The sequence below is a fragment of the Corynebacterium neomassiliense genome, assembly GCF_900626215.1.
Classification (GTDB): Bacteria; Actinomycetota; Actinomycetes; order Mycobacteriales; family Mycobacteriaceae; genus Corynebacterium; species Corynebacterium neomassiliense.
Genome location: NZ_LR131106.1, coordinates 1882756 through 1901355, shown reverse-complemented (window position 1 = coordinate 1901355; position 18600 = coordinate 1882756). Strand labels below are relative to the sequence as shown.

Annotated in this window: 13 protein-coding genes and 1 riboswitch; of the genes, 9 read left to right on the top strand and 4 right to left on the bottom strand. The window is 67.9% G+C overall.

Annotation, left to right across the window (positions count from 1 at the left end; translation table 11 throughout):
* Positions 1-67 precede the first annotated feature (67 nt).
* Positions 68-177: riboswitch (TPP riboswitch) on the top strand.
* From thiC to E0E18_RS08315, 4 genes are all read left to right on the top strand, one after another.
* Positions 176-2059 carry a phosphomethylpyrimidine synthase ThiC gene (thiC, locus tag E0E18_RS08330; protein WP_130840220.1) on the top strand — a complete coding sequence of 628 codons (1884 nt, stop codon included), beginning with the start codon at positions 176-178 and terminating at the stop codon, positions 2057-2059. (Overlaps the previous riboswitch by 2 nt.)
* Complete coding sequence (cmtR, locus tag E0E18_RS08325; RefSeq protein ID WP_066585531.1) at positions 2053-2430, top strand: Cd(II)/Pb(II)-sensing metalloregulatory transcriptional regulator CmtR; 378 nt, start codon at positions 2053-2055, stop codon at positions 2428-2430. Before thiC ends, cmtR begins: the two co-directional genes overlap by 7 nt.
* The gene (locus E0E18_RS08320; RefSeq protein WP_130840218.1) at positions 2427-4559 is read left to right on the top strand and encodes a heavy metal translocating P-type ATPase; all 2133 of its coding nucleotides are present in this window, start codon (positions 2427-2429) and stop codon (positions 4557-4559) included. The genes cmtR and E0E18_RS08320 overlap by 4 nt, the downstream gene beginning before the upstream one ends.
* Positions 4466-5041: a 1-acyl-sn-glycerol-3-phosphate acyltransferase gene (locus tag E0E18_RS08315; protein WP_130840215.1), complete on the top strand. Its 576-nt coding sequence runs from the start codon at positions 4466-4468 to the stop codon at positions 5039-5041. Before E0E18_RS08320 ends, E0E18_RS08315 begins: the two co-directional genes overlap by 94 nt.
* Positions 5042-5178: 137 nt before the next feature.
* On the opposite strand, the gene E0E18_RS08310 is transcribed toward E0E18_RS08315, so the two are convergent.
* Positions 5179-5382: a cold-shock protein gene (locus E0E18_RS08310; protein ID WP_130840212.1), complete on the bottom strand. Its 204-nt coding sequence runs from the start codon at positions 5380-5382 to the stop codon at positions 5179-5181.
* 244 nt (positions 5383-5626) lie between these two features.
* Positions 5627-7213: an aldehyde dehydrogenase family protein gene (locus E0E18_RS08305; protein WP_130840210.1), complete on the bottom strand. Its 1587-nt coding sequence runs from the start codon at positions 7211-7213 to the stop codon at positions 5627-5629.
* Between the two features lie 301 nt (positions 7214-7514).
* Between E0E18_RS08305 and E0E18_RS08300 the strand changes: the two genes are divergently transcribed.
* The 3 genes from E0E18_RS08300 to E0E18_RS08290 all read left to right on the top strand — a co-directional run bounded on the left by E0E18_RS08300 (position 7515) and on the right by E0E18_RS08290 (position 11568).
* The gene (locus E0E18_RS08300; protein ID WP_130840207.1) at positions 7515-8264 is read left to right on the top strand and encodes an ABC transporter ATP-binding protein; all 750 of its coding nucleotides are present in this window, start codon (positions 7515-7517) and stop codon (positions 8262-8264) included.
* A gap of 21 nt (positions 8265-8285) precedes the next feature.
* Positions 8286-10898 carry an ABC transporter permease gene (locus E0E18_RS08295; RefSeq protein ID WP_130841339.1) on the top strand — a complete coding sequence of 871 codons (2613 nt, stop codon included), beginning with the start codon at positions 8286-8288 and terminating at the stop codon, positions 10896-10898.
* A gap of 106 nt (positions 10899-11004) precedes the next feature.
* Positions 11005-11568 (top strand): NADPH-dependent FMN reductase, encoded by a 564-nt coding sequence (locus E0E18_RS08290; protein WP_066585518.1) that lies wholly within the window; start codon positions 11005-11007, stop codon positions 11566-11568.
* A gap of 117 nt (positions 11569-11685) precedes the next feature.
* On the opposite strand, the gene E0E18_RS08285 is transcribed toward E0E18_RS08290, so the two are convergent.
* Complete coding sequence (locus tag E0E18_RS08285; protein WP_130840205.1) at positions 11686-14133, bottom strand: acyltransferase family protein; 2448 nt, start codon at positions 14131-14133, stop codon at positions 11686-11688.
* A gap of 221 nt (positions 14134-14354) precedes the next feature.
* On the opposite strand from E0E18_RS08285, the gene E0E18_RS08280 reads away from it, so the two are divergent.
* Positions 14355-16145: an ABC transporter ATP-binding protein gene (locus E0E18_RS08280; protein WP_130840203.1), complete on the top strand. Its 1791-nt coding sequence runs from the start codon at positions 14355-14357 to the stop codon at positions 16143-16145.
* Positions 16145-17980, top strand: a complete 1836-nt coding sequence (locus tag E0E18_RS08275) for an ABC transporter ATP-binding protein (protein WP_130840201.1) — start codon at positions 16145-16147, stop codon at positions 17978-17980. The genes E0E18_RS08280 and E0E18_RS08275 overlap by 1 nt, the downstream gene beginning before the upstream one ends.
* 313 nt (positions 17981-18293) lie before the next feature.
* Here E0E18_RS08275 and E0E18_RS08270 read toward each other — a convergent pair whose 3' ends face one another.
* Entirely contained in the window at positions 18294-18599 is a 306-nt protein-coding gene (locus E0E18_RS08270) for a hypothetical protein (RefSeq protein WP_130840198.1), read from the bottom strand.
* Between the last annotated feature and the right edge of the window lies 1 nt (position 18600).

The following is an 18600-nucleotide window of genomic DNA, read 5'->3' as shown; positions in this document are numbered from 1 at the left end:
ATCAGCGGGAAAACCCTGTCCGGGGTGATGTGATTTTGCTCTCCAACAGTCCTGCGTGCTACACGTTGTGTGACCACACGGGTGCCCCGGGAAAGGGGCTGAGACCGGACTGACGTGTCCGGGACCGTAGAACCTGATCCGGTTGACACCGGCGTAGGAAGTGAGGAACTCAGCCATGGCTGACACATATGTCCACAGGCAGGGCACTGCCGCTGATCCGGCGGGCACGCCGCAGTCGACGGACCCGGGGGAGAGAGCGGAGACCGGGTACGTGCCCTGCAGGGAACAGCACCCCTCCCACCGTCCCGGACTGGTGGAGGACGCCGACCACGGCATCCGCGTCCCGGTGACGGAGATCCACCTGGACCCGTCACCGGACGGCACCCCGAATGAACCCGTCCGCGTCTACCGGACCATGGGCCCCGGCAGCGTACCCGAGGAGGGTCTCGACCCGTGGCGTTCCGGATGGATCAGCGCGCGGCAGGACACGGAGACCTATGAATGCCGGGGACACCGCCTCAGCGACGACGGGCGTTCGGCGGTGCGGCGGGGCTCTCCGTCGCAGCAGTGGAAGGGGCGGGTCCCGGAGCCGCGCCGGGCGCGGCCGGGCCGCACCGTCACACAGATGCACTACGCCAGGCAGGGGATCATCACCCCGGAGATGCGGTTCGTCGCGCTGCGCGAGAACTGCGACGTCGAACTGGTCCGCTCCGAACTGGCGGCCGGCCGGGCCGTTCTCCCCGCCAACGTCAACCATCCGGAGTCGGAGCCGATGATCATCGGCCGCGCGTTCCTGGTGAAGGTCAACGCGAACATCGGAAACTCGGCGGTGACCAGTTCGATCCGTGACGAGGTCGCCAAGCTGGAGTGGGCCGCCCGGTGGGGTGCGGACACGCTCATGGACCTGTCCACCGGTGACGACATCCACACCACCAGGGAGTGGATCCTGCGCAATTCCCCGATCCCGGTGGGTACAGTGCCGGTGTACCAGGCGTTGGAGAAGGTCGGCGGGGACGCCACCGCACTGAGCTGGGAAATCTACCGGGACACGGTCATCGAGCAGTGCGAGCAGGGGGTGGACTACATGACCGTCCACGCCGGGGTGCTGGCGCGGTACGTGCCGTTGACCGCGGGCAGGGTCACCGGGATCGTCTCCCGGGGAGGTTCCGTGATGGCGGGGTGGTGTCTGGCCCACCGACGGGAGAACTTCCTGTACACGCACTTCGACGAACTGTGCGAGATCTTCGCCGCCTACGACGTCACCTTCTCCCTCGGCGACGGGCTGCGCCCGGGGTCTACCGCGGACGCCAACGACGCCGCCCAGTTCGCCGAACTTGACACTCTCGCCGAGCTCACCGGGCGCGCCCGGGACCACGATGTCCAGGTGATGGTGGAGGGTCCCGGTCATGTCCCGCTCCACATGGTCCGTGAGAATGTCGAACGGCAGCAGCGACTGTGCCAGGGCGCCCCGTTCTACACTCTCGGGCCGCTGGTCACCGACATCGCGCCGGGCTATGACCACATCACCTCGGCGATCGGTGCGACGGAGATCGCCAGGTACGGCACCGCCATGCTCTGCTACGTCACCCCGAAGGAGCATCTGGGACTGCCGGACAGGGATGACGTGAAGACCGGGGTGATCACCTACCGTATCGCCGCCCACGCGGCGGACATCGCCAAAGGTCACCCCGGTGCGCGGGTGCGCGATGACGCCCTGTCGAAGGCGCGGTTCGAGTTCCGTTGGAACGACCAGTTTGCGCTGGGTCTGGACCCGGTCACGGCCAGGGAGTTCCATGACGAGACCCTTCCGGCGGAGCCTGCGAAGAACGCCCGCTTCTGCTCGATGTGCGGGCCGAAATTCTGCTCCATGCGGATCTCGCAGGATATCCGTGACACCTACGGGGCGGGGGAGGAAGAGGCCGCTGCCGTGTGCGGGCAGCAGACCGGGGGAGGACGCCGCGGGGCCGCCGTCCCGGTCCGTCTTCCGGACCCCACGTCTCCGGGCCGGAGTGACCGTTGCCAATTGGTCAGCATGCGCTGTATAGTCAGCGAATGCTGACTATTTCTTCCCGTCTGGACGTGATGAACCGTCTGGGACGGGCCATGGCTGACCCCACGCGGTCACGGATCCTGCTGAGCCTGCTGGAACAGCCCGGATACCCGGCCCAGCTCTCACGGGACCTCGACCTGACGCGGACCAATGTCTCGAACCACCTCGCCTGCCTGCGCGGTTGCGGGATCATCGTCGCCGTCCCGGAAGGACGGCGGACCCGGTACGAGATCGCTGATCCCCACCTGAGCTCCGCCCTCAACGCACTCGTCGACGTCGTCCTCGCCGTCGACGACGGTGAGCCCGCATGCCTCAGCGACGAGTGTGACGTGCCCGGCTGCTGCGCCGACTGCACCCCCTCGGACGGGGCCCCGGCATGAGCGCGGAATGCTGCGGGGCAGACGACTGCGGTGGAGAGAAGGACACCGGAGGCCCTGCCGGTAGTGCCGGTACTGCCGGCGTCACCGGTACCGCCGGGGCGCCTGCCCCTGACGGCAACCGGCCCGCGTGGTGGAGGGACCCCGACCTGGCGCCGTCCGCGGTCAGTGCCGTTGCGCTGGTCTGCGGGTACCTTCTCGGCCACACGGACCTCACCGTGGCGTCCCAGGTACTGCAGTGGATCGCCCTGCTGGCGGGGGCGTCCACCTTCGTTCCCGGGGCACTGCGCCGACTGGTGCACGGTCACCTGGGTGTGGGACTGCTGATGACAATTGCCGCGGCAGGTGCCGTGGCCCTCGGGCACGTCGGTGAAGCAGCAGCACTGGCCTTCCTGTTCTCCCTGTCAGAGGCGCTCGAGGACCGGGCGATGGGTGGTGCGAAGGAGAAACTGCGGGCCCTGCTCGCACTGGTCCCGGACACGGTCCGTGTCGTCAGAGGGCGGACCGTGGTGACCGTACCGGCCGCGGACGTCCGCGTCGACGATGTGCTCGTCGTCGCGGCGGGCGACCGCGTGGCCACCGACGGTGTCGTGGTCGCGGGAAGGTCCGCCGTCGACACCTCCGCGGTGACGGGGGAGTCCGTCCCGGTGGGTGTCGGACCCGGTGACGAGGTCACCGCCGGCGTGGTCAACGGGCCGGCGACCCTGCGGATCCGCGCGACGGCGGACGGCCGGGACAATTCACTGACCAGGATCGTGGATCTCGTGCAGCAGGCCCACGCCAGGAAAGGTCGCAGGGCACGCCTGGCGGACACCGTCGCCCGTCCTCTGGTCCCGCTCGTCCTGGTCGTCGCCGCTCTGGTCGCGGTGGTGGGGTCCCTGGTCGGAGATCCCGGAATCTGGATCGAGAGAGCACTGGTGGTCCTGGTCGCGGCGTCCCCCTGTGCACTGGCCATCGCCGTGCCGGTGACGGTGATCAGTGCCGTCGGTGCGGCGTCCACCTTCGGGGTGGTCATCACCTCCGGGGAGGCTTTCGAGAGGTTCGGTACCGTCCGGACCGTGGCGCTGGACAAGACCGGAACCCTCACGCGGAACAGGCCCGTGGTCGTCGATGTCCGTACGGTCGAAGGATTCTCCCCGGCGGAGGTCCTCAGTCTCGCCGCCGCGGTGGAAGCCGACAGTACCCACCCGCTCGCCCCGGCGGTCACCGCCGCGGCAGGGCCGGACATCCCGGTCGCCGGTGACATCGTCGAGAACGCCGGGCTCGGCCTGACGGGCAGGGTCGGGGGCTCCCGGGTGAGGGTCGGAAACGGGCGCTGGCTCGGTTCGGGTGAGATGGCCGGGGACGCCGAGGCGATGGCAGGGGCCGGCATGACCGTGGTCGTGGTCGAGCTCGACGGGCGGGTCACGGGACTTGTCGGGGTCCGCGACGAGCTTCGGCCGGAGGCGGCCGAAACTGTCCGACTGCTGCACGCCCGCGGAATACGCACTGTGATGCTCACCGGAGACAACGAACAGACAGCCAGGGCCCTGGCAGACGAAGCGGGGATCACCGAGGTGCACGCCGGACAGCTGCCGCAGGACAAGGCGGACGCCGTGGCCGAACTGTCCGCAGAGGCGCCGACCGCCATGGTCGGTGACGGAATCAACGACGCGCCGGCTCTGGCCGGAGCCACAGTCGGCATCGCCATGGGAGCGGGAGGCTCCGCGGCCGCGATCGAATCTGCCGACATCGCCTTCACCGGCAGTGACCTCCGGCTGCTCCCGCAGGCACTGGAGCACGCCCGCCGGGGACGGCGGATCATGACCGGGAATATCGTGCTGGCGCTGGCGATCATCGTGATCCTGTTCCCGCTCGCCCTGGCCGGGGTGCTGGGACTCGCCGCGGTCGTTCTGGTCCACGAGATCGCGGAAGTGGTGGTGATCGCCAACGGACTGCGGGCGGCAGGTGACCGGCGCCGGACACGGAGACAGGACGCCGGGCACAGGGACGCCGGGCACAGGGACGCCGGGCACAGGGACGCATGTAGCATCGAAGAATGCTACGACGCCGCATTGCCACCGCATTCTGGACGCTCAGCAGGTGGAAACTTGACACTGAACCGGCGCCGGGGCGTCCCTCCGTCTTCATAGGTGCCCCGCACACCTCCAACTGGGACTTCATCCTGATGCTCGGCATCGCGTGGAAGCTGGGTCTCCGGATCCTCTGGCTGGGCAAGGACAGTCTTTTCCGCGGCTGGCGGGGACCGGTCATGCGGGCGCTGGGAGGCATACCGGTGGACCGTGAATCCCCCGGCGGTCTGGTGGACAACCTGGTTTCCAGGGTGCGCTCGGGGGAGGTGTTCGGTCTGGTGATCACGCCGGACGGGACCCGGGGACCGCACGAGTACTGGAAGTCCGGGTTCTACCGGATCGCACGCGAGACGGGACTGCCGCTCACCCTCGGCTACGTCGACCGCGACACGATGACCACAGGTCTGGGGCCGACGATCCCGCTCACCGGTGATGTCGGGTCGGACATGGACCGGATCCGGGAGTTCTACCGGGACAAGTCGGGTTTCACCCCGGAGGCGAGGGTGGAGCCCAGGTTGCGCGACGAGAACGAGTTCCGGTGACCTGCAGTAAGAGCGGTTGACCGGACCGCCGGCACCGGGTCACGGATACGGGCCGGTACCGGCCTGACCTGAGACATGGGAAACCCCGCCGCCGGATGTTCTCCGGGGGCGGGGTTTCCACTCAGTCAGGGATTCTCTTAGAGGATGGTGACGGACACGGCGGCCGGTCCCTTGTTCCCTGCTTCGGTCTCGAAGGAGACCTTCTGGTTCTCTTCCAGGCTACGGAAGCCGTTGCCCTGGATCTCCGAGTAGTGGACGAAGACGTCGCTCGAGCCGTCGTCCGGGGAGATGAAGCCGAAGCCCTTTTCGGCGTTGAACCACTTGACAGTACCGCTGATCATGCGTTTTCCTTCTTTGAAGTCAGTGGGCGGCGACTGCCGCTCACCGGGTTGACCGAATGTTCCGTAGGGAATCAGTTCGTGTCTGTAGACAACTCCCGCGAACTTGATTCCTTCCGAAACCGGATCGGACACCGGAAGGGAAAAACAACTCAGAAACTGTAACCGGGTTCAAATCTACAGGTCAGTGGCCTCCACGTCAACACTGCAGAAGAAAGGGATCCCGGCGTCGGTCCCGAACCCTGATCTAGCCCCTGCGCTGCAGCAGCCCCAGGAGACGCCGCACAGGCTCACGGGTCCCCGGATAGAGCAGGGGAAATGTGTCGGGCACAAGGGGCTTGGTGAGCACCGGCTTCATGTGCGAGAAGGTCCGGAAGGAATCCTCGCCGTGGTACGCCCCGGTTCCGCTGGCGCCGACGCCACCGAACGGCAGCGAACAGATGCCGACCTGGATCAGGCCGGCATTGTGCACGACCGCGCCGGAGGAGGTCTCCTCGTCGAAGTAACGGTGGGTGTCGGGGTCGTCACTGAACACGTAGAGCGCCAACGGCTTGTCCCAGCTGTTGACCAGCTGCACGGCCTGTTCCCGTGACTCCACCGGGACGACCGGAAGCACCGGGCCGAAGATCTCCTCCCGCAACAGGGCCCACCCTGCACCTGTGCCGACTGCGGGGGTGCTCCCGGCGTCCCCGTCGGAAAACCGGGCGGTGGGGAAGGTCACCACCGTCGGCGACATGTAGAGACTGTCGCGGTCACGCACCCCGCCGAACGCCACCTCCGGTCCGGTGCCGGACGCCCCGGCACCCTCCCCGGCCCCCTCCCCGTCGATCTCGTCCAGGCAGCCGGACAACCGGTCGAAGTGCCGGGTGTTGATGATCCGGCCGTAATCGCCGCTGTGCGAGGGGTCGGTTCCCCACAGTTCCTCCACCGCCCTCTCCAGTGCGGCGACGAGGGCGGGGACCCGGTCCGGGGTGGTCATGACATAGTCCGGGGCGACACACGTCTGGCCGGCGTTGACGAACTTCGCCCAGGCGAGACGCCTCGCTGCGGTGTCGAGGTGGGCGTCCTCGTCGAACCAGGCGGGGGACTTCCCCCCGAGCTCGAGAGTCACGGGCGTGAGGTGCTGCGCCGCAGCTTCCATCACGATCCTGCCGACCTGTCCCGACCCGGTGAACATGATGTGGTCGAACCTTTCCCGCAGTACCGCGCGGGAGGTCTCGAGCTCCCCGCGGACGACCTGGACACAGTGGTCGGGGAAGTAGGTGGGCACCAGAGAAGCGATGAGGTCGGAGGTGTCCGGCGAATCGGGGCTCGGCTTGATCACCGCCGTGTTTCCGGCCGCCAGGATTCCCACCAGGGGCGACAGGGTGAGGTTCACCGGGTAGTTCCAGGGCGACATCACCAGGACGACACCCAGCGGCTCCGGTACGAGCTTCGCGGAGCCCGGGGCGAGCAGCAGCGGAGTTCTGGCACGGCGGGGGCGTAGCCAGGACGACAGATGCCGCAGGGCGTGGGTGATTTCCCCGAGGACGGCGTCGATCTCGGTCAGTCCCGCTTCGAGCCTGCCTTTGTGCAGGTCATTGTGTAGTGCGGCCTCGAAACTGCTCCGGTTCTCCCGGAGCATGCGGCGCAGGGCCTGCAGGTTACGTCGCCGGGCGTCGGGCCCGGTGTTCACCCCGGCGCGGAAGGCGGCGCGTGCCCGGGCCACCACGGCGGGGACGGTGCCGGCGACCTCGGCGTCACACTCGGTCACCCCGGTGCGGGACGTTGCGTCGCCGGGGCGGGACCCGTCCGGTACCCCGGCACTGTCATCGCCCGTGAACGGACTGGTCATGGGGACCTCCAGTGGGTCAGATCGTGAAATGTAGTGATCGTTACATGTATCCGTCCCGCACATTCTAGGTCAGCGGCGCCACCCCAGGGGAGGGAACGGCGGGACCGGAGGCGGTGCGGGAGCCAGAACCAGGGTGCGGGAGACTGGGAATGGGGGACTTCCCTGAGGCGGGGACACCTGCCGGCACACTACCCTCGGTAGACGAGTCCGAAGTCGGGCCCGAAGACGAACCCGAGAACTGACCCGGCAACTAACCCGGAGCACCCGGGTCTCCCGCCCCAGATCCACCGAAAGGTCTCCCATGCCAGCGACCATTTCCGACGCAGACACCGCCGCCAGAGCCGAGTCCCTGACCAAGATCTACGGGGCAGGCGACACGCAGGTCACCGCGCTCGACCACGTGAGCGTCTCCTTCATCCGAGGAGAATTCACCGCCATCATGGGCCCCTCCGGATCCGGGAAGTCGACGCTCATGCACTGCATGGCGGGGCTGGACACCCCCACCTCCGGGTCCGCGTACCTCGGCGGAACCGACCTGGCGACCCTCAACGACCGCGCGCTCACCGCGGTACGCAGAGACCGGCTGGGATTCATCTTCCAGTCCTTCAACCTCGTCCCCACGCTCACCGCGGCAGAGAACATCACCCTGCCCACCGACATCGCGGGCAGGAAGGTCGACAGAGCCTGGTTCGACCGGATCACGACCCGCCTCGGGCTCGCCGACCGGCTGACCCACCGCCCCTCCGAACTCTCCGGTGGTCAGCAGCAGCGTGTCGCCTGTGCACGCGCCCTCGTCTCCCGCCCGGAGATCATCGTCGGCGACGAACCGACGGGCAACCTCGACTCGAACTCATCCGCCGAAGTCCTCGACATCCTGCGAACCTCCGTCGACGACGACGGCCAGACGGTCGTCATCGTCACCCATGACGCCCGCGCAGCGTCCTACGCGGACCGTGTGCTCTTCCTCGCTGACGGCCGCATCGTCGAAGAGCTGCGCGACCCCACCGTCGAAGCGGTCCTGTCGGTGATGTCACGCATCGAGGAGATGTAGACGGTGTCCGCGTCATCGACCATGCGCCGGGTGTCCCTGAGGAGCCTCGCCGGCCACAAGGTCCGGCTCGTCCTCACGGTCCTGGCCGTCGTCCTCGGCACCGCTTTCATCTCCGGGGCGCTGATGTTCACCGCCTCACTCCAGAAAACCTTCGGCACCCTCACCGAATCCACGACCAGGGGCATCGACGTGGTCGTGGCACCCGCCGACAACTCCGGCGGTCTGCCCCTCGACCTCGGGAACACCCTCGCGGGTGTGGACGGGGTCGCACGGGTCAACATCTCCACCGAAACCACCGTGGTGGTCTCCCGGGACGGTTCAACCCTGCAGACAGGTGGTGCCCCCTCCTTCGCCATGGCCTGGTACCCGCCGGACCGGCAGGTGGGCCCCTCAGCCACCGTCGTGGAGGGCACGGAACCCCGCGGGGACGGGGAGGTGGTGGTCAACTCCAGCGCCGCGCGTGACCACGGGATCACTGTCGGTGACCGCCTGACCGTGGTCGACGTCGGCGGGGTCCACGACCTCACGGTCTCCGGCATCTACGACATCGACATCGACGGCGGCGGATTCCTCGGTCTGATGATGGAGGAACCCGCGTACGTCACCACCTTCACCGACGGGCGCACCGCCACCGGATTCTCCCTGTCCGCGCAGCCGGGGGTCAGCCAGGAACAGCTTGCCGGCGAAGTCTCCGCTGCCCTGCGGACAGACACAGGCACAGGCACAGACACAGGCTCCGGTTCCGCGGCGCAGGTGAAGACCGGAGGCCAGGTCGCCGAGGAACAGGCGGCCTCCGTCAACGACGCCCTGAGTTTCGTCAACTACTTCCTCGTGGCCTTCGGCCTCGTCGCCCTGGTTGTCGGCACCTTCATCATCGCCAACACTTTCTCCATGATTGTCGCACAGCGCACCCGCGAGTTCGCGTTACTGCGGAGCTTGGGCGTCTCCTCCGGACAGCTCACCGGCTCCGTGGTCACCGAAGCGGTCGTGGTGGGGATCCTCGGGTCCCTCCTGGGAGTCGCCGCCGGTGCCGGGCTGACGAAGGCGATCTACGCCGTCATCGGTTCCACCGGCGCCGGACTCCCGGACACCGGACTGCAGGTCACCGTCGGATCGGTGGTGCTCCCCCTGGTCCTGGGCGTCTTCGTCACCGTGGTCTCCGCCTGGGCGCCGGCCCGTCGCGCCGGGGCGGTGCGGCCGGTCGAGGCCATGCGGTCCGGTGACCAGTCCACGGCGTCCTCCCTGCGGGGACGGACGGTCACCGGCGTGGGTCTGCTGGCCGCCGGAGTGCTCGCCTGTCTCGGCGGCGTCCTGTCCGACGGGGCCGGTACCGGAATCAGGGCCTCCCTGGTGGGGGTCGGGGCACTGTGCGTGCTCACCGGTGTCTTCCTGGTCTCCCCGGCACTGTCGCGGCTGGTGGTCCCCGTGGTCGGCAGGGTCATCGGAGCGCCGTTCGGTACGGTCGGGAGACTCGCCTCCACCAGTTCCTCCCGCAATCCACGTCGCACGGCCACCACGGCATTCGCCCTGACCCTCGGGGTGGCGCTGGTCGCGGTGTTCGGGATGCTGGGGGCGTCGATGAAAGCCTCGATCACCGGGTTCGTCGGTGAGACGGTGAAGTCCGACCTGGTGCTCTACGGGCCGTCCGACGGGTCATTCCCCATCCCCCGGCAGGCGCTGGACGCCGCCAGAGACACCCGCGGCGTCACCGCGGTCTCCGGCTTCGGCATCGCCCCGGTCTCCGTCGCCGGGACCGGGGACGCCGCCACCGTGGGAAACGGCGGCGGGACCGGCTTCTTCGACGGCGATCCGACCGTCACCGGGAGTGTCACCCCCGTCACCGGGGACGTCACCCTCGACCGTCCGGGTTTCATCGCCTCGGCTGCCACGGCCGCGGACCACGGCTGGACCGTGGGCGGGCAGGTGCCGTTGAGTGCGACCGTCCCCGGCACCCCGGAGCGTGAGCTCGGTACGGTCGAGCTGCTCGGCACCTACCAGCCCAACAGCCTGCTCGGAGACCTGGTCGTCTCCTGGTCCGCACTGTCCCCGTACGTCGACGAGGGGGCATTCGGTACCGGGACCTTCGCCAGCAGCCCCATGCTCTACGCCGCATTCGTCGACGGTGACGGCAACGGGGAGGACATGCGGCAGGCCCTGGAGGACGCCGTGGATCCGTTCATCGTGGTCCAGGTTCTCACCCCTGCCGAGTTCGCCGGCCAGCAGGCGGTCTTCGTCGACCAGATGCTCAACATCCTCTACGCCCTGCTCGCACTCGCCGTGATCGTCGCGGTGCTGGGGATCGTCAACACCCTGGCCCTCAACGTGATCGAGAGACGCCGGGAGATCGGGATGATGCGGGCGGTCGGGGTGACCCGGGGCCAGGTGCGCCGCATGATCACCCTGGAGGCGGTGCAGATCGCCCTGTACGGAGCGGTCGTCGGTGTCGTCGTCGGCCTGGCACTGGGCTGGGCCTTCCTCAGGGTGCTGTCAGGGGAGGGACTCGACACCATCGAAGTGCCGTGGGGGCAGCTCGGCGGAATGATCGTCGCCTCCGCGGTGATCGGTGTCCTGGCAGCGGTATGGCCTGCGGCGAAGGCCTGCCGTACACCACCACTGGAGGCCGTCGCCGACTGACCGGACGGGGGCCCGGGGTCACATTGCGGGCCCGACCGTATTACAGTGGGCCCGGAATCAAGTTGAACAGTCAACTACTTTTGAGTCTTCCGTGATTGGAGTTCACATGACCCGCATCGGCATCATCGCCGGATCCAACCGACCCGGCGCCCTCAACCCCCAGGTCGTCGCCTGGGTGAAGGAGCAGCTCGACTCCGCCGGCGTGGACAACGCCGTCATCGACTACAACGACTACAACCTCCCCATCCTTGACGAGGAGATCCCCGGTGGCGCGCACCGGTACGCCAACGAGCACACCAGGGCCTGGGGAGCCGCCGTCGAGCCCTTCGACGGGTACATCGTCGTCACTCCGGAGTACAACCACTCCGTGCCCGGCCCGCTGAAGAACGCCATCGACTTCATCGGCTCCGAGTTCGCCAACAAGCCCGTCGCCTTCGCCTCCTACGGCGGGGACAAGGGAGTGCGCGCCGTCGAGGCATGGCGGCTGGTGTTCGCCAACTTCCGCGCCGCCACCGTCCGGTCCACGGCGTCATTCTCGCTGTTCACCGACTTCGCCGACGGCCGGTTCGCTCCCCAGGACGTCTCCACCGGAACTTTCCCCGCCCTGCTCACCGACCTGCTCGCCTGGGCGGAGGGATTCAAGGTCGTCCGGGAGAATCTCGCCCGCTGACCTGTGACCCCGACCGTGACCCCGACCGGTCCAGGTCGGGGCCAGTTCAGGGCCAGGTCCGGGGCAGATCGTGGGCACGTCCGGCGGTCGCAGGAAGTGGCATGAGGTCGCAGGCGGTCACATGGGGCAGCTGACCGAACTGTCCTTCTGCCCGGACACGGCCTGCTTCAGGCCGGACTCCACCGCGTCGGCGTAGAGCTGCTGGCCCTGCTCGTCAGGGTGGACGCCGTCGCCGATGAGGTCCTCGGGGTGTGCCAGAGCCAGCTGGCACCACGGTGCCGCATAGACCCCGGGAGTTGCCGCCGCATAGGCGACGACCTGGTCGGCGGCCTCCTGGACACCGTCGACGTAGCCGAAGGGGACGACGAGGATCATGACCCGGTCCGGGCCCAGCATCTCCCGGATCCTGTCCAGCTCACCCTCGAAGGCCTGTCCGTTCGTACCGAAGCCGAGCACCACGTACTTGCCCATGGTTCCGTTGTCGACCATCGCCTGGATGGTTCCCTCCCCGCCCGAGTAGTGGCGGGACACTGCCGCATCGATCGTCATCCCCGGGAAGCGGGACTGCAGGGCCAGGCTCGAGGCGAGCATCACCGAATCGCCGATCCCCGTGATCTCTGAGCCGTCGGGGATCCCGGCCGGGGGAACGGCCCCCGGTGGAGGTGGCGGAGGAGTGGCGTTCTGCATCTCGGCGAGCGCGTCGAGCTGCCGCTCCAGTTCGGACTTCTCCGGGCTCCCTCCCAGGGCGGATCCCGCGAACAGGGTGACGACCAGGATGCACACCGGTACCACCATCAGCTTCGTCGAACCCATCGCCTGGACCACCCTGCGGTAGCCGCGACGACGCAACGGATTCTCCACCCACCGGTAGGACGCCTCCGACAGCAGCAGGCTGACCACCACGGCGGCCACACCGACCAGCAGATCGGAGGTGTCCGATCCGGGCGGCTGCAGCAGGTACCTGAGGAACACCACCACCGGCCAGTGCCAGAGGTAGAGGCTGAAGGACCTCTCACCGAAGTAGCGCAACGGGCGCAGCCGCAGCAGTGCGGCCACCGGACCGGCGTCCCGCAGGACGGTCGCCACCACCGCGACGGTGAGGAGTGTCGCCAGGAACAGCCCGCCACGGTAGGTCACCGGCGAGGTGTCCGGCAGCAGGACCAGCATGGCGAGCAGGCCCACGAATGCAGCTGTACCGAGGGTCCACGCACACACCCCGGTGATCCTGCTGAGCCGGACACCCCCCACGGTCCGGGTGCCCGGGGCGGTGCCGGGTCCGGAGGCTCCGGCGGGATCCAGCAGTGGCCATGAATCCCTGGAGCCGGGGGACGCCGTGGTCAGCAGCAGCGCGAGGACCACGCCAGCGAGCAGGCCGAATGCGTGGGTGTCCGTGCCGAAGTAGACGCGGCTGGGGTCTTCGTCCGGGTTGTACAGGACCGCCATGAGCACCAGCGACGCCAGTCCGCCCACCGTGGCGACCAGGGCGGGGAGTCGGAACCGCCGGTCGCCGGAGCGGCCGTTGCGCCCGAAACGGCGTCCCGTCCACAGCAGTCCGAGGAACACCAGCGGCCAGATGACGTAGAACTGCTCCTCGATCGCCAGGGACCAGTAGTGCATGAAGATCTGGGGTGTGGCGTCCGCGAAGTAGCTGTGGGACTGGGCGATCTGCACCCAGTTGTTCGCGAAGAACAGTGAACCCACGAACTGGGGAACCAGTGCGACCTGCACGTCACCGCCGATGAAACCGGCGACAGCGGTGGCCGCCACCAGAACAGTGACGGCCGCAGGGAGGATCCTGCGGGCACGACGACGCCAGAATTCTCTCAGGCTGACGGTGCCGGTCGCGCCGGTCTCGCGGACCAGCAGGGCGGTGATGAGGAACCCGGAGAGGACGAAAAAGATGTCGACGCCGAGGAATCCCCCGGGCAGGAGGTCACCGAAGAAGTGGTACACGACGACGGCGACGACCGCGATGCCGCGGAGTCCGTCGAGGCCGGGTACGCGGCGGATACGTCCGGGCTTCAGCGGTTCCGGGGTGGGGAGTTCCCGGGTGGGGACCGCCTGGGAGGCGAACTCGTCGTCGGCGCCGGACCCGGTGACGGTGACGGCGGGCGCCGGGACAGCTGCCGTGGTCCGGACAGGCCAGCTGTCTGACGGCGGGTGCGTGGCATCTGCGGCAGGATCCCCGGGGGACACCACAGCCTGGGCCGGCTGGGCTGCCTGGGCCGGCTGGTCCTCCTGTTCCCGGGTGCCCGGTGCCTTCGCTGCGGCACCGTCGACGGCGTCCCGGTCAGGATCCCGCGTGATGCGTGCGGTTCCCGGTGCCGGAGGGGGCCCGGTGGGCGCGGCGAGCATGAGGACCTCACCAGTGCCCTTCACCGCAGGGGCGGGCGCGGTGTCTTCGCTTCCGGCGCCGTCTGTCCGTGAGCCGGCCTCTCCTGCAGCGTCCTGTGCCTCATCTGCCGCACTGTCCCCGACAGGGGTCGGCGGAGGCGTCCACCGGGGCGCCGGAGGTGCGCCTGCCGGTACAGGCAGGATGATCACGAGGGGTGTTTTCTGGGCCATCTGTCGAGCGAAGACTTCCGTAGGGAGTGGTGTGACTGAAGTGACAAATCTAGTCGTCCTCTCACAGACATTAAAGCGACGCAGGTGGCCCACCCCTCCGCGGTACCCCACCCGTACAGTCGCCTGTCCTGCCCCCGCTGTACCGTTGCCCGGCCGCGGTTCCGCAGGTGGCGTCCTGCCCCCGGCAACTTACCGTGTCCTATCTGTCCGGTGCTGCCTGTATGTTCGACCGCGTGCACCTGCTCCGACTCCTGCGCTCCTATTCGCGCCCCTACACAGGGCTGCTCGCCGCAGTTCTCGTCCTCCAGACAGTCTCCGCTCTCGCGACCCTCTACCTGCCCGGACTCAACGCAGACATCATCGACCGGGGGGTGTCCACCGGTGACATCGGCTACATCTGGTCCACCGGCGGTGTCATGGTGGCCGTCGCCTTCGGGCAGGTCATCACCGCGGTGGCTGCGACGTGGTGCGCTGCCCGCGCCGCAATGGGTATAGGCAGGGACATCCGCCGGGACGTGTACCGGACAGTCGACAGGTTCTCGGCCCGGGACATGGGGGAGTTCGGCGTCCCCACCCTCATCACCAGGGGGACCAACGATGTCCAGCAGGTCCAGATGGTCACGACCATGGCACTGAGCTTCATGGTCACCATGCCGATCATGTGCATCGGCGGGATCGTCATGGCGCTCAGGGAGGATGCCGGCCTGTCCTGGCTGCTGTGGGTCTCCGTGCCGGCGCTGCTCATCGTCGTCGGGCTGATGATCGCCCAGCTGGTCCCCCTGTTCAACATGATGCAGGACAGGGTGGACGCGATCAACGGCGTCCTGCGGGAACAGATCGCCGGCATCCGGGTGGTGCGTGCCTTCGTGAGGGAGGGGCACGAGTCCTCCCGGTTCCGTGACGCGAACCTGGCCGTGGGATTCGTGTCGGAACGGGTCGGCCGGGTGTTCGCGCTCATGGGACCCGTGATCATGATGGTGCTGCACATCGCCACCGCCGCAGTGCTGTGGTTCGGCGGTCACCGGGTCGGTGACGGTCAGATGGAGGTCGGGTCGCTCACCGCCTTCATGCAGTACCTGCTGCAGATCCTCGTCGCCGTGATGATGGGGTCGTTCATGGCGATGATGCTCCCCAGGGCAATCGTCTGTGCAGGGCGTATCGACAAGGTGCTCCACCACACGATCACCGTCGCCGAGCCGGAGGACCCGGTCCGGCCCGGGCGCCTGGCCGGTGAGCTGGAGTTCCGGGACGTCTCCTTCACCTACCCGGGCGCGGACCAGCCGGTGCTGTCCGGAGTGTCCTTCACCGTCCGGCCGGGTCAGACCACCGCGGTGATCGGGGCCACCGGGTCGGGGAAGACCACCCTGGTCAACCTGATCCCCCGGCTTCTCGAACCGACGTCAGGGGAGATCCTGCTCGACGGGGTACCCCTGTCCAGGATGGCCCGGGCGGACATTGTCGCCAGGGTCGGCCTGGTACCGCAGAAGGCGTTCCTGTTCTCCGGGACCGTGGCGTCCAACCTCCGCTTCGGAGCGTCGGACGCCACCGATGAACAGCTGTGGGACGCCCTGCGCATCGCCCAGGCCGCAGACTTCGTCGCGGAACGGACAACCGGCGGCGGTGAGGGCGGCGGAGCCCCGGCGTCCGGTCTCGCCTCCTCTATAGCCCAGGGCGGGACAGATGTCTCGGGAGGCCAGCGTCAACGCCTGTGCATCGCCCGGGCACTCGTCGCGGAACCCAGGGTGTACGTCTTCGACGACGCCTTCTCCGCCCTCGACGTCACGACAGACGCCCGCCTGCGCCGGGCACTCCAGCCCAGGACGGTCGACGCCGCAGTGGTCACCGTCGCACAACGGGTCTCCACCGTCCGTGACGCCGACCAGATCCTCGTTCTGGACGCCGGACGCATAGTCGCCCGGGGCACCCACGACGAGCTCACCGAAAGCAGCGACACCTACCGCGAGATCGTGGAGTCACAGCTCACCGGTGCCGGGACAGGGGAGGGGAACTGATGGACGAGACGCAGCAGCCGCAGAAGATCCGGAACATCGGATCGGCGGCGAAAAGGATGACCGGGCTTCTCGGGGCCAGGAAAGCCGCGATGGCATGGGTATTCGTCCTGCTCACCGTGTGCGTCGTACTCACGGTGTGGGCGCCGAAGATCCTCGGTCACGCCATTGACGTCATCTATGACGGGGTCCTGGCTATGTGGCGCGGTGACCCGGGTGCCGGTATCGACTACGGCAGGCTGGGTGAACTGATCATGGTCGTGCTGGCCATGTACCTGGTCGCCGGCGTGTTCAACTGGTTGCAGGGGTACGTGCTCAACAAGGTGGTGGTGGCAGTCGTCGTGGACCTTCGGGCCGATGTGGAGCGGAAGATCCACAGGCTGCCCCTGAGCTACTACGACACCCGGCAGCGCGGGGACATTCTCTCGCGCACCACCAATGACGTCGACAACGTCCAGCAGGCCCTGCAGCAGGCCATCAGCCAGCTGGTCTACTCGCTGATGATGATCATCGGAGTCGTCGTGATGATGTTCACCGTCTCCTGGCAGCTGACCCTGCTGGCACTGCTGATACTGCCGTTGACGGCGGTTGTCGTCGGTGTGGTCGGCACCCGGGCACAGCACCAGTACGTCTCCCAGTGGACCGAGACCGGCCGGGTCAACGGCCATGTCGAGGAAGCGTTCACCGGTCACGAACTGGTGGTCGCCTACGGCCGGCAGGAGCAGATGGCCGCGGAGTTCACCGGGCGCAATGAGGCGATGTACCGGGCCAGTGCGAAGGCACAGTTCCTGTCCGGGTCGATGATGCCGCTGATGCAGTTCCTTTCCTACCTGTCTTACGTGGTCATCGCAGTGGTGGGCGGTCTGCGGGTGGCAGGAGGATCCATGACCCTGGGCGCGGCGACGGCGTTCATCCAGTACTCCCGCGAATTCAACCAGCCTCTCAGCGAGGTCGCCGGCATGATGACGATGCTGCAGTCAGGGCTCGCCTCCACCGAGCGGGTCTTCGAGCTCCTCGACGCCGAGGAGGAGGATCCGGACCCGGCCGATGCACAGTCCCCCCGCACCGGATCAGGGCAGAGGCCGGGGAGGGTCGAGTTCCGTGATGTCTCCTTCGGCTACGGCGGAGAGGGCTCCGACCTTCTCATCGAGCACCTGGACCTCACCGTGGAACCTGGTCAGACCGTGGCCATCGTCGGACCGACGGGCGCCGGAAAGACCACACTGGTCAACCTCATCATGCGGTTCTACGAGGTCACCGGTGGACAGATCTTGCTCGACGGGGTGGACACCCGCCACATGACCCGGGCGGACCTGCGCTCACGCACCGGGATGGTGCTGCAGGACGCCGTGGTCTTCGAAGGCTCTGTCATGGACAACATCCGCTACGGGCGTCTTGACGCCACCGACAGTGAGGTCGTCGCCGCGGCAAAAGCTGCGTACGTCGACCGGTTCGTCCACGCCCTGCCGCAGGGCTACGACACAGAGATCTCCCAGGACGGGGGCTCAGTCTCCGCCGGTGAGCGCCAGCTCATCACCATTGCCCGCGCCTTCCTGCGCAACCCGGAACTGCTGATCCTCGATGAGGCGACATCGTCGGTGGACACCCGTACCGAGGTGCTGGTGCAGAAGGCGATGAACGCGATCCGGGCGGACCGGACCTCGTTCGTCATCGCGCACCGGCTCTCCACGATCCGGGACGCCGACCGGATCCTCGTCATGGTCGACGGTTCGATCGTGGAACAGGGTTCCCACGCGGAACTGCTTGCAGTCGACGGAGCTTACGCGGACCTGTACCGCAGCCAGTTCGCCGCCGGTGGGGTGAGCGACGCGGAGTAGCTTTTCCCGTCCCAGCCCCGCCAGGTTGACTGCCTGGGGGTGGTCCGGCCGAGATTTTCCACCCTGACGCGCCCGACCCGGAGTCGGGAGGTGTCGGCGGGGTGGGGGCACCGGAAGCGGTGAGGTCATCCGGAAGCTGGGGAGGGGATCGTCCATGTCGGACAGGAGATAGGGCAGGTCAGAGTCCGGATTCTTGTCCGCCGGGTTCCAGAACGGCTGGTCGACGGAGTACTCGTTCATCATCTTGACGTACACGGTGCGTCCTCCCGGTGTCTCCTCGCTCTCCTCGCTCTCCTCGGACTCCTCGGACAGTTCAGATGACGCAGGTGCCGTCAGGAGTCGGGAGGATCAGACACAGGGCGAGCGCCCCGGCGGCCGCACTGCCGAAGACCGCCTGGTCGACGGGCAGCCGGAAGAACGCCTGCACACTGCCGGCGACGTAGCCGCCGTACTCGACGGAGTCCGCGACCGCCCCGCTGACCTGGGACTGCACCCCGGAACTGGACGGGAGTTCGGCGGCCACGGCGGTTCCGGCCGTGGTCAGCGCCAGCGCGCCGGCGAGACTGACAGTCAGTGCCGCCGAGGTGAGCGGTCGGCGGGTACGCGGTGAGGTGCACATG

What these genes read in the sequence shown, in the direction of transcription:
- E0E18_RS08320 (WP_130840218.1), top strand. Translation starts at nt 2,427, where the DNA reads ATGAGCGCGGAATGCTGCGGGGCAGACGACTGCGGTGGAGAGAAGGAC.
- E0E18_RS08285 (WP_130840205.1), bottom strand. Translation starts at nt 14,133, where the DNA reads ATGGCCCAGAAAACACCCCTCGTGATCATCCTGCCTGTACCGGCAGGC.
- E0E18_RS08300 (WP_130840207.1), top strand. Translation starts at nt 7,515, where the DNA reads ATGCCAGCGACCATTTCCGACGCAGACACCGCCGCCAGAGCCGAGTCC.
- E0E18_RS08310 (WP_130840212.1), bottom strand. Translation starts at nt 5,382, where the DNA reads ATGATCAGCGGTACTGTCAAGTGGTTCAACGCCGAAAAGGGCTTCGGC.
- E0E18_RS08305 (WP_130840210.1), bottom strand. Translation starts at nt 7,213, where the DNA reads ATGACCAGTCCGTTCACGGGCGATGACAGTGCCGGGGTACCGGACGGG.
- thiC (WP_130840220.1), top strand. Translation starts at nt 176, where the DNA reads ATGGCTGACACATATGTCCACAGGCAGGGCACTGCCGCTGATCCGGCG.
- E0E18_RS08295 (WP_130841339.1), top strand. Translation starts at nt 8,286, where the DNA reads ATGCGCCGGGTGTCCCTGAGGAGCCTCGCCGGCCACAAGGTCCGGCTC.
- E0E18_RS08315 (WP_130840215.1), top strand. Translation starts at nt 4,466, where the DNA reads ATGCTACGACGCCGCATTGCCACCGCATTCTGGACGCTCAGCAGGTGG.
- E0E18_RS08270 (WP_130840198.1), bottom strand. Translation starts at nt 18,599, where the DNA reads ATGTGCACCTCACCGCGTACCCGCCGACCGCTCACCTCGGCGGCACTG.
- E0E18_RS08280 (WP_130840203.1), top strand. Translation starts at nt 14,355, where the DNA reads ATGTTCGACCGCGTGCACCTGCTCCGACTCCTGCGCTCCTATTCGCGC.
- cmtR (WP_066585531.1), top strand. Translation starts at nt 2,053, where the DNA reads ATGCTGACTATTTCTTCCCGTCTGGACGTGATGAACCGTCTGGGACGG.
- E0E18_RS08275 (WP_130840201.1), top strand. Translation starts at nt 16,145, where the DNA reads ATGGACGAGACGCAGCAGCCGCAGAAGATCCGGAACATCGGATCGGCG.
- E0E18_RS08290 (WP_066585518.1), top strand. Translation starts at nt 11,005, where the DNA reads ATGACCCGCATCGGCATCATCGCCGGATCCAACCGACCCGGCGCCCTC.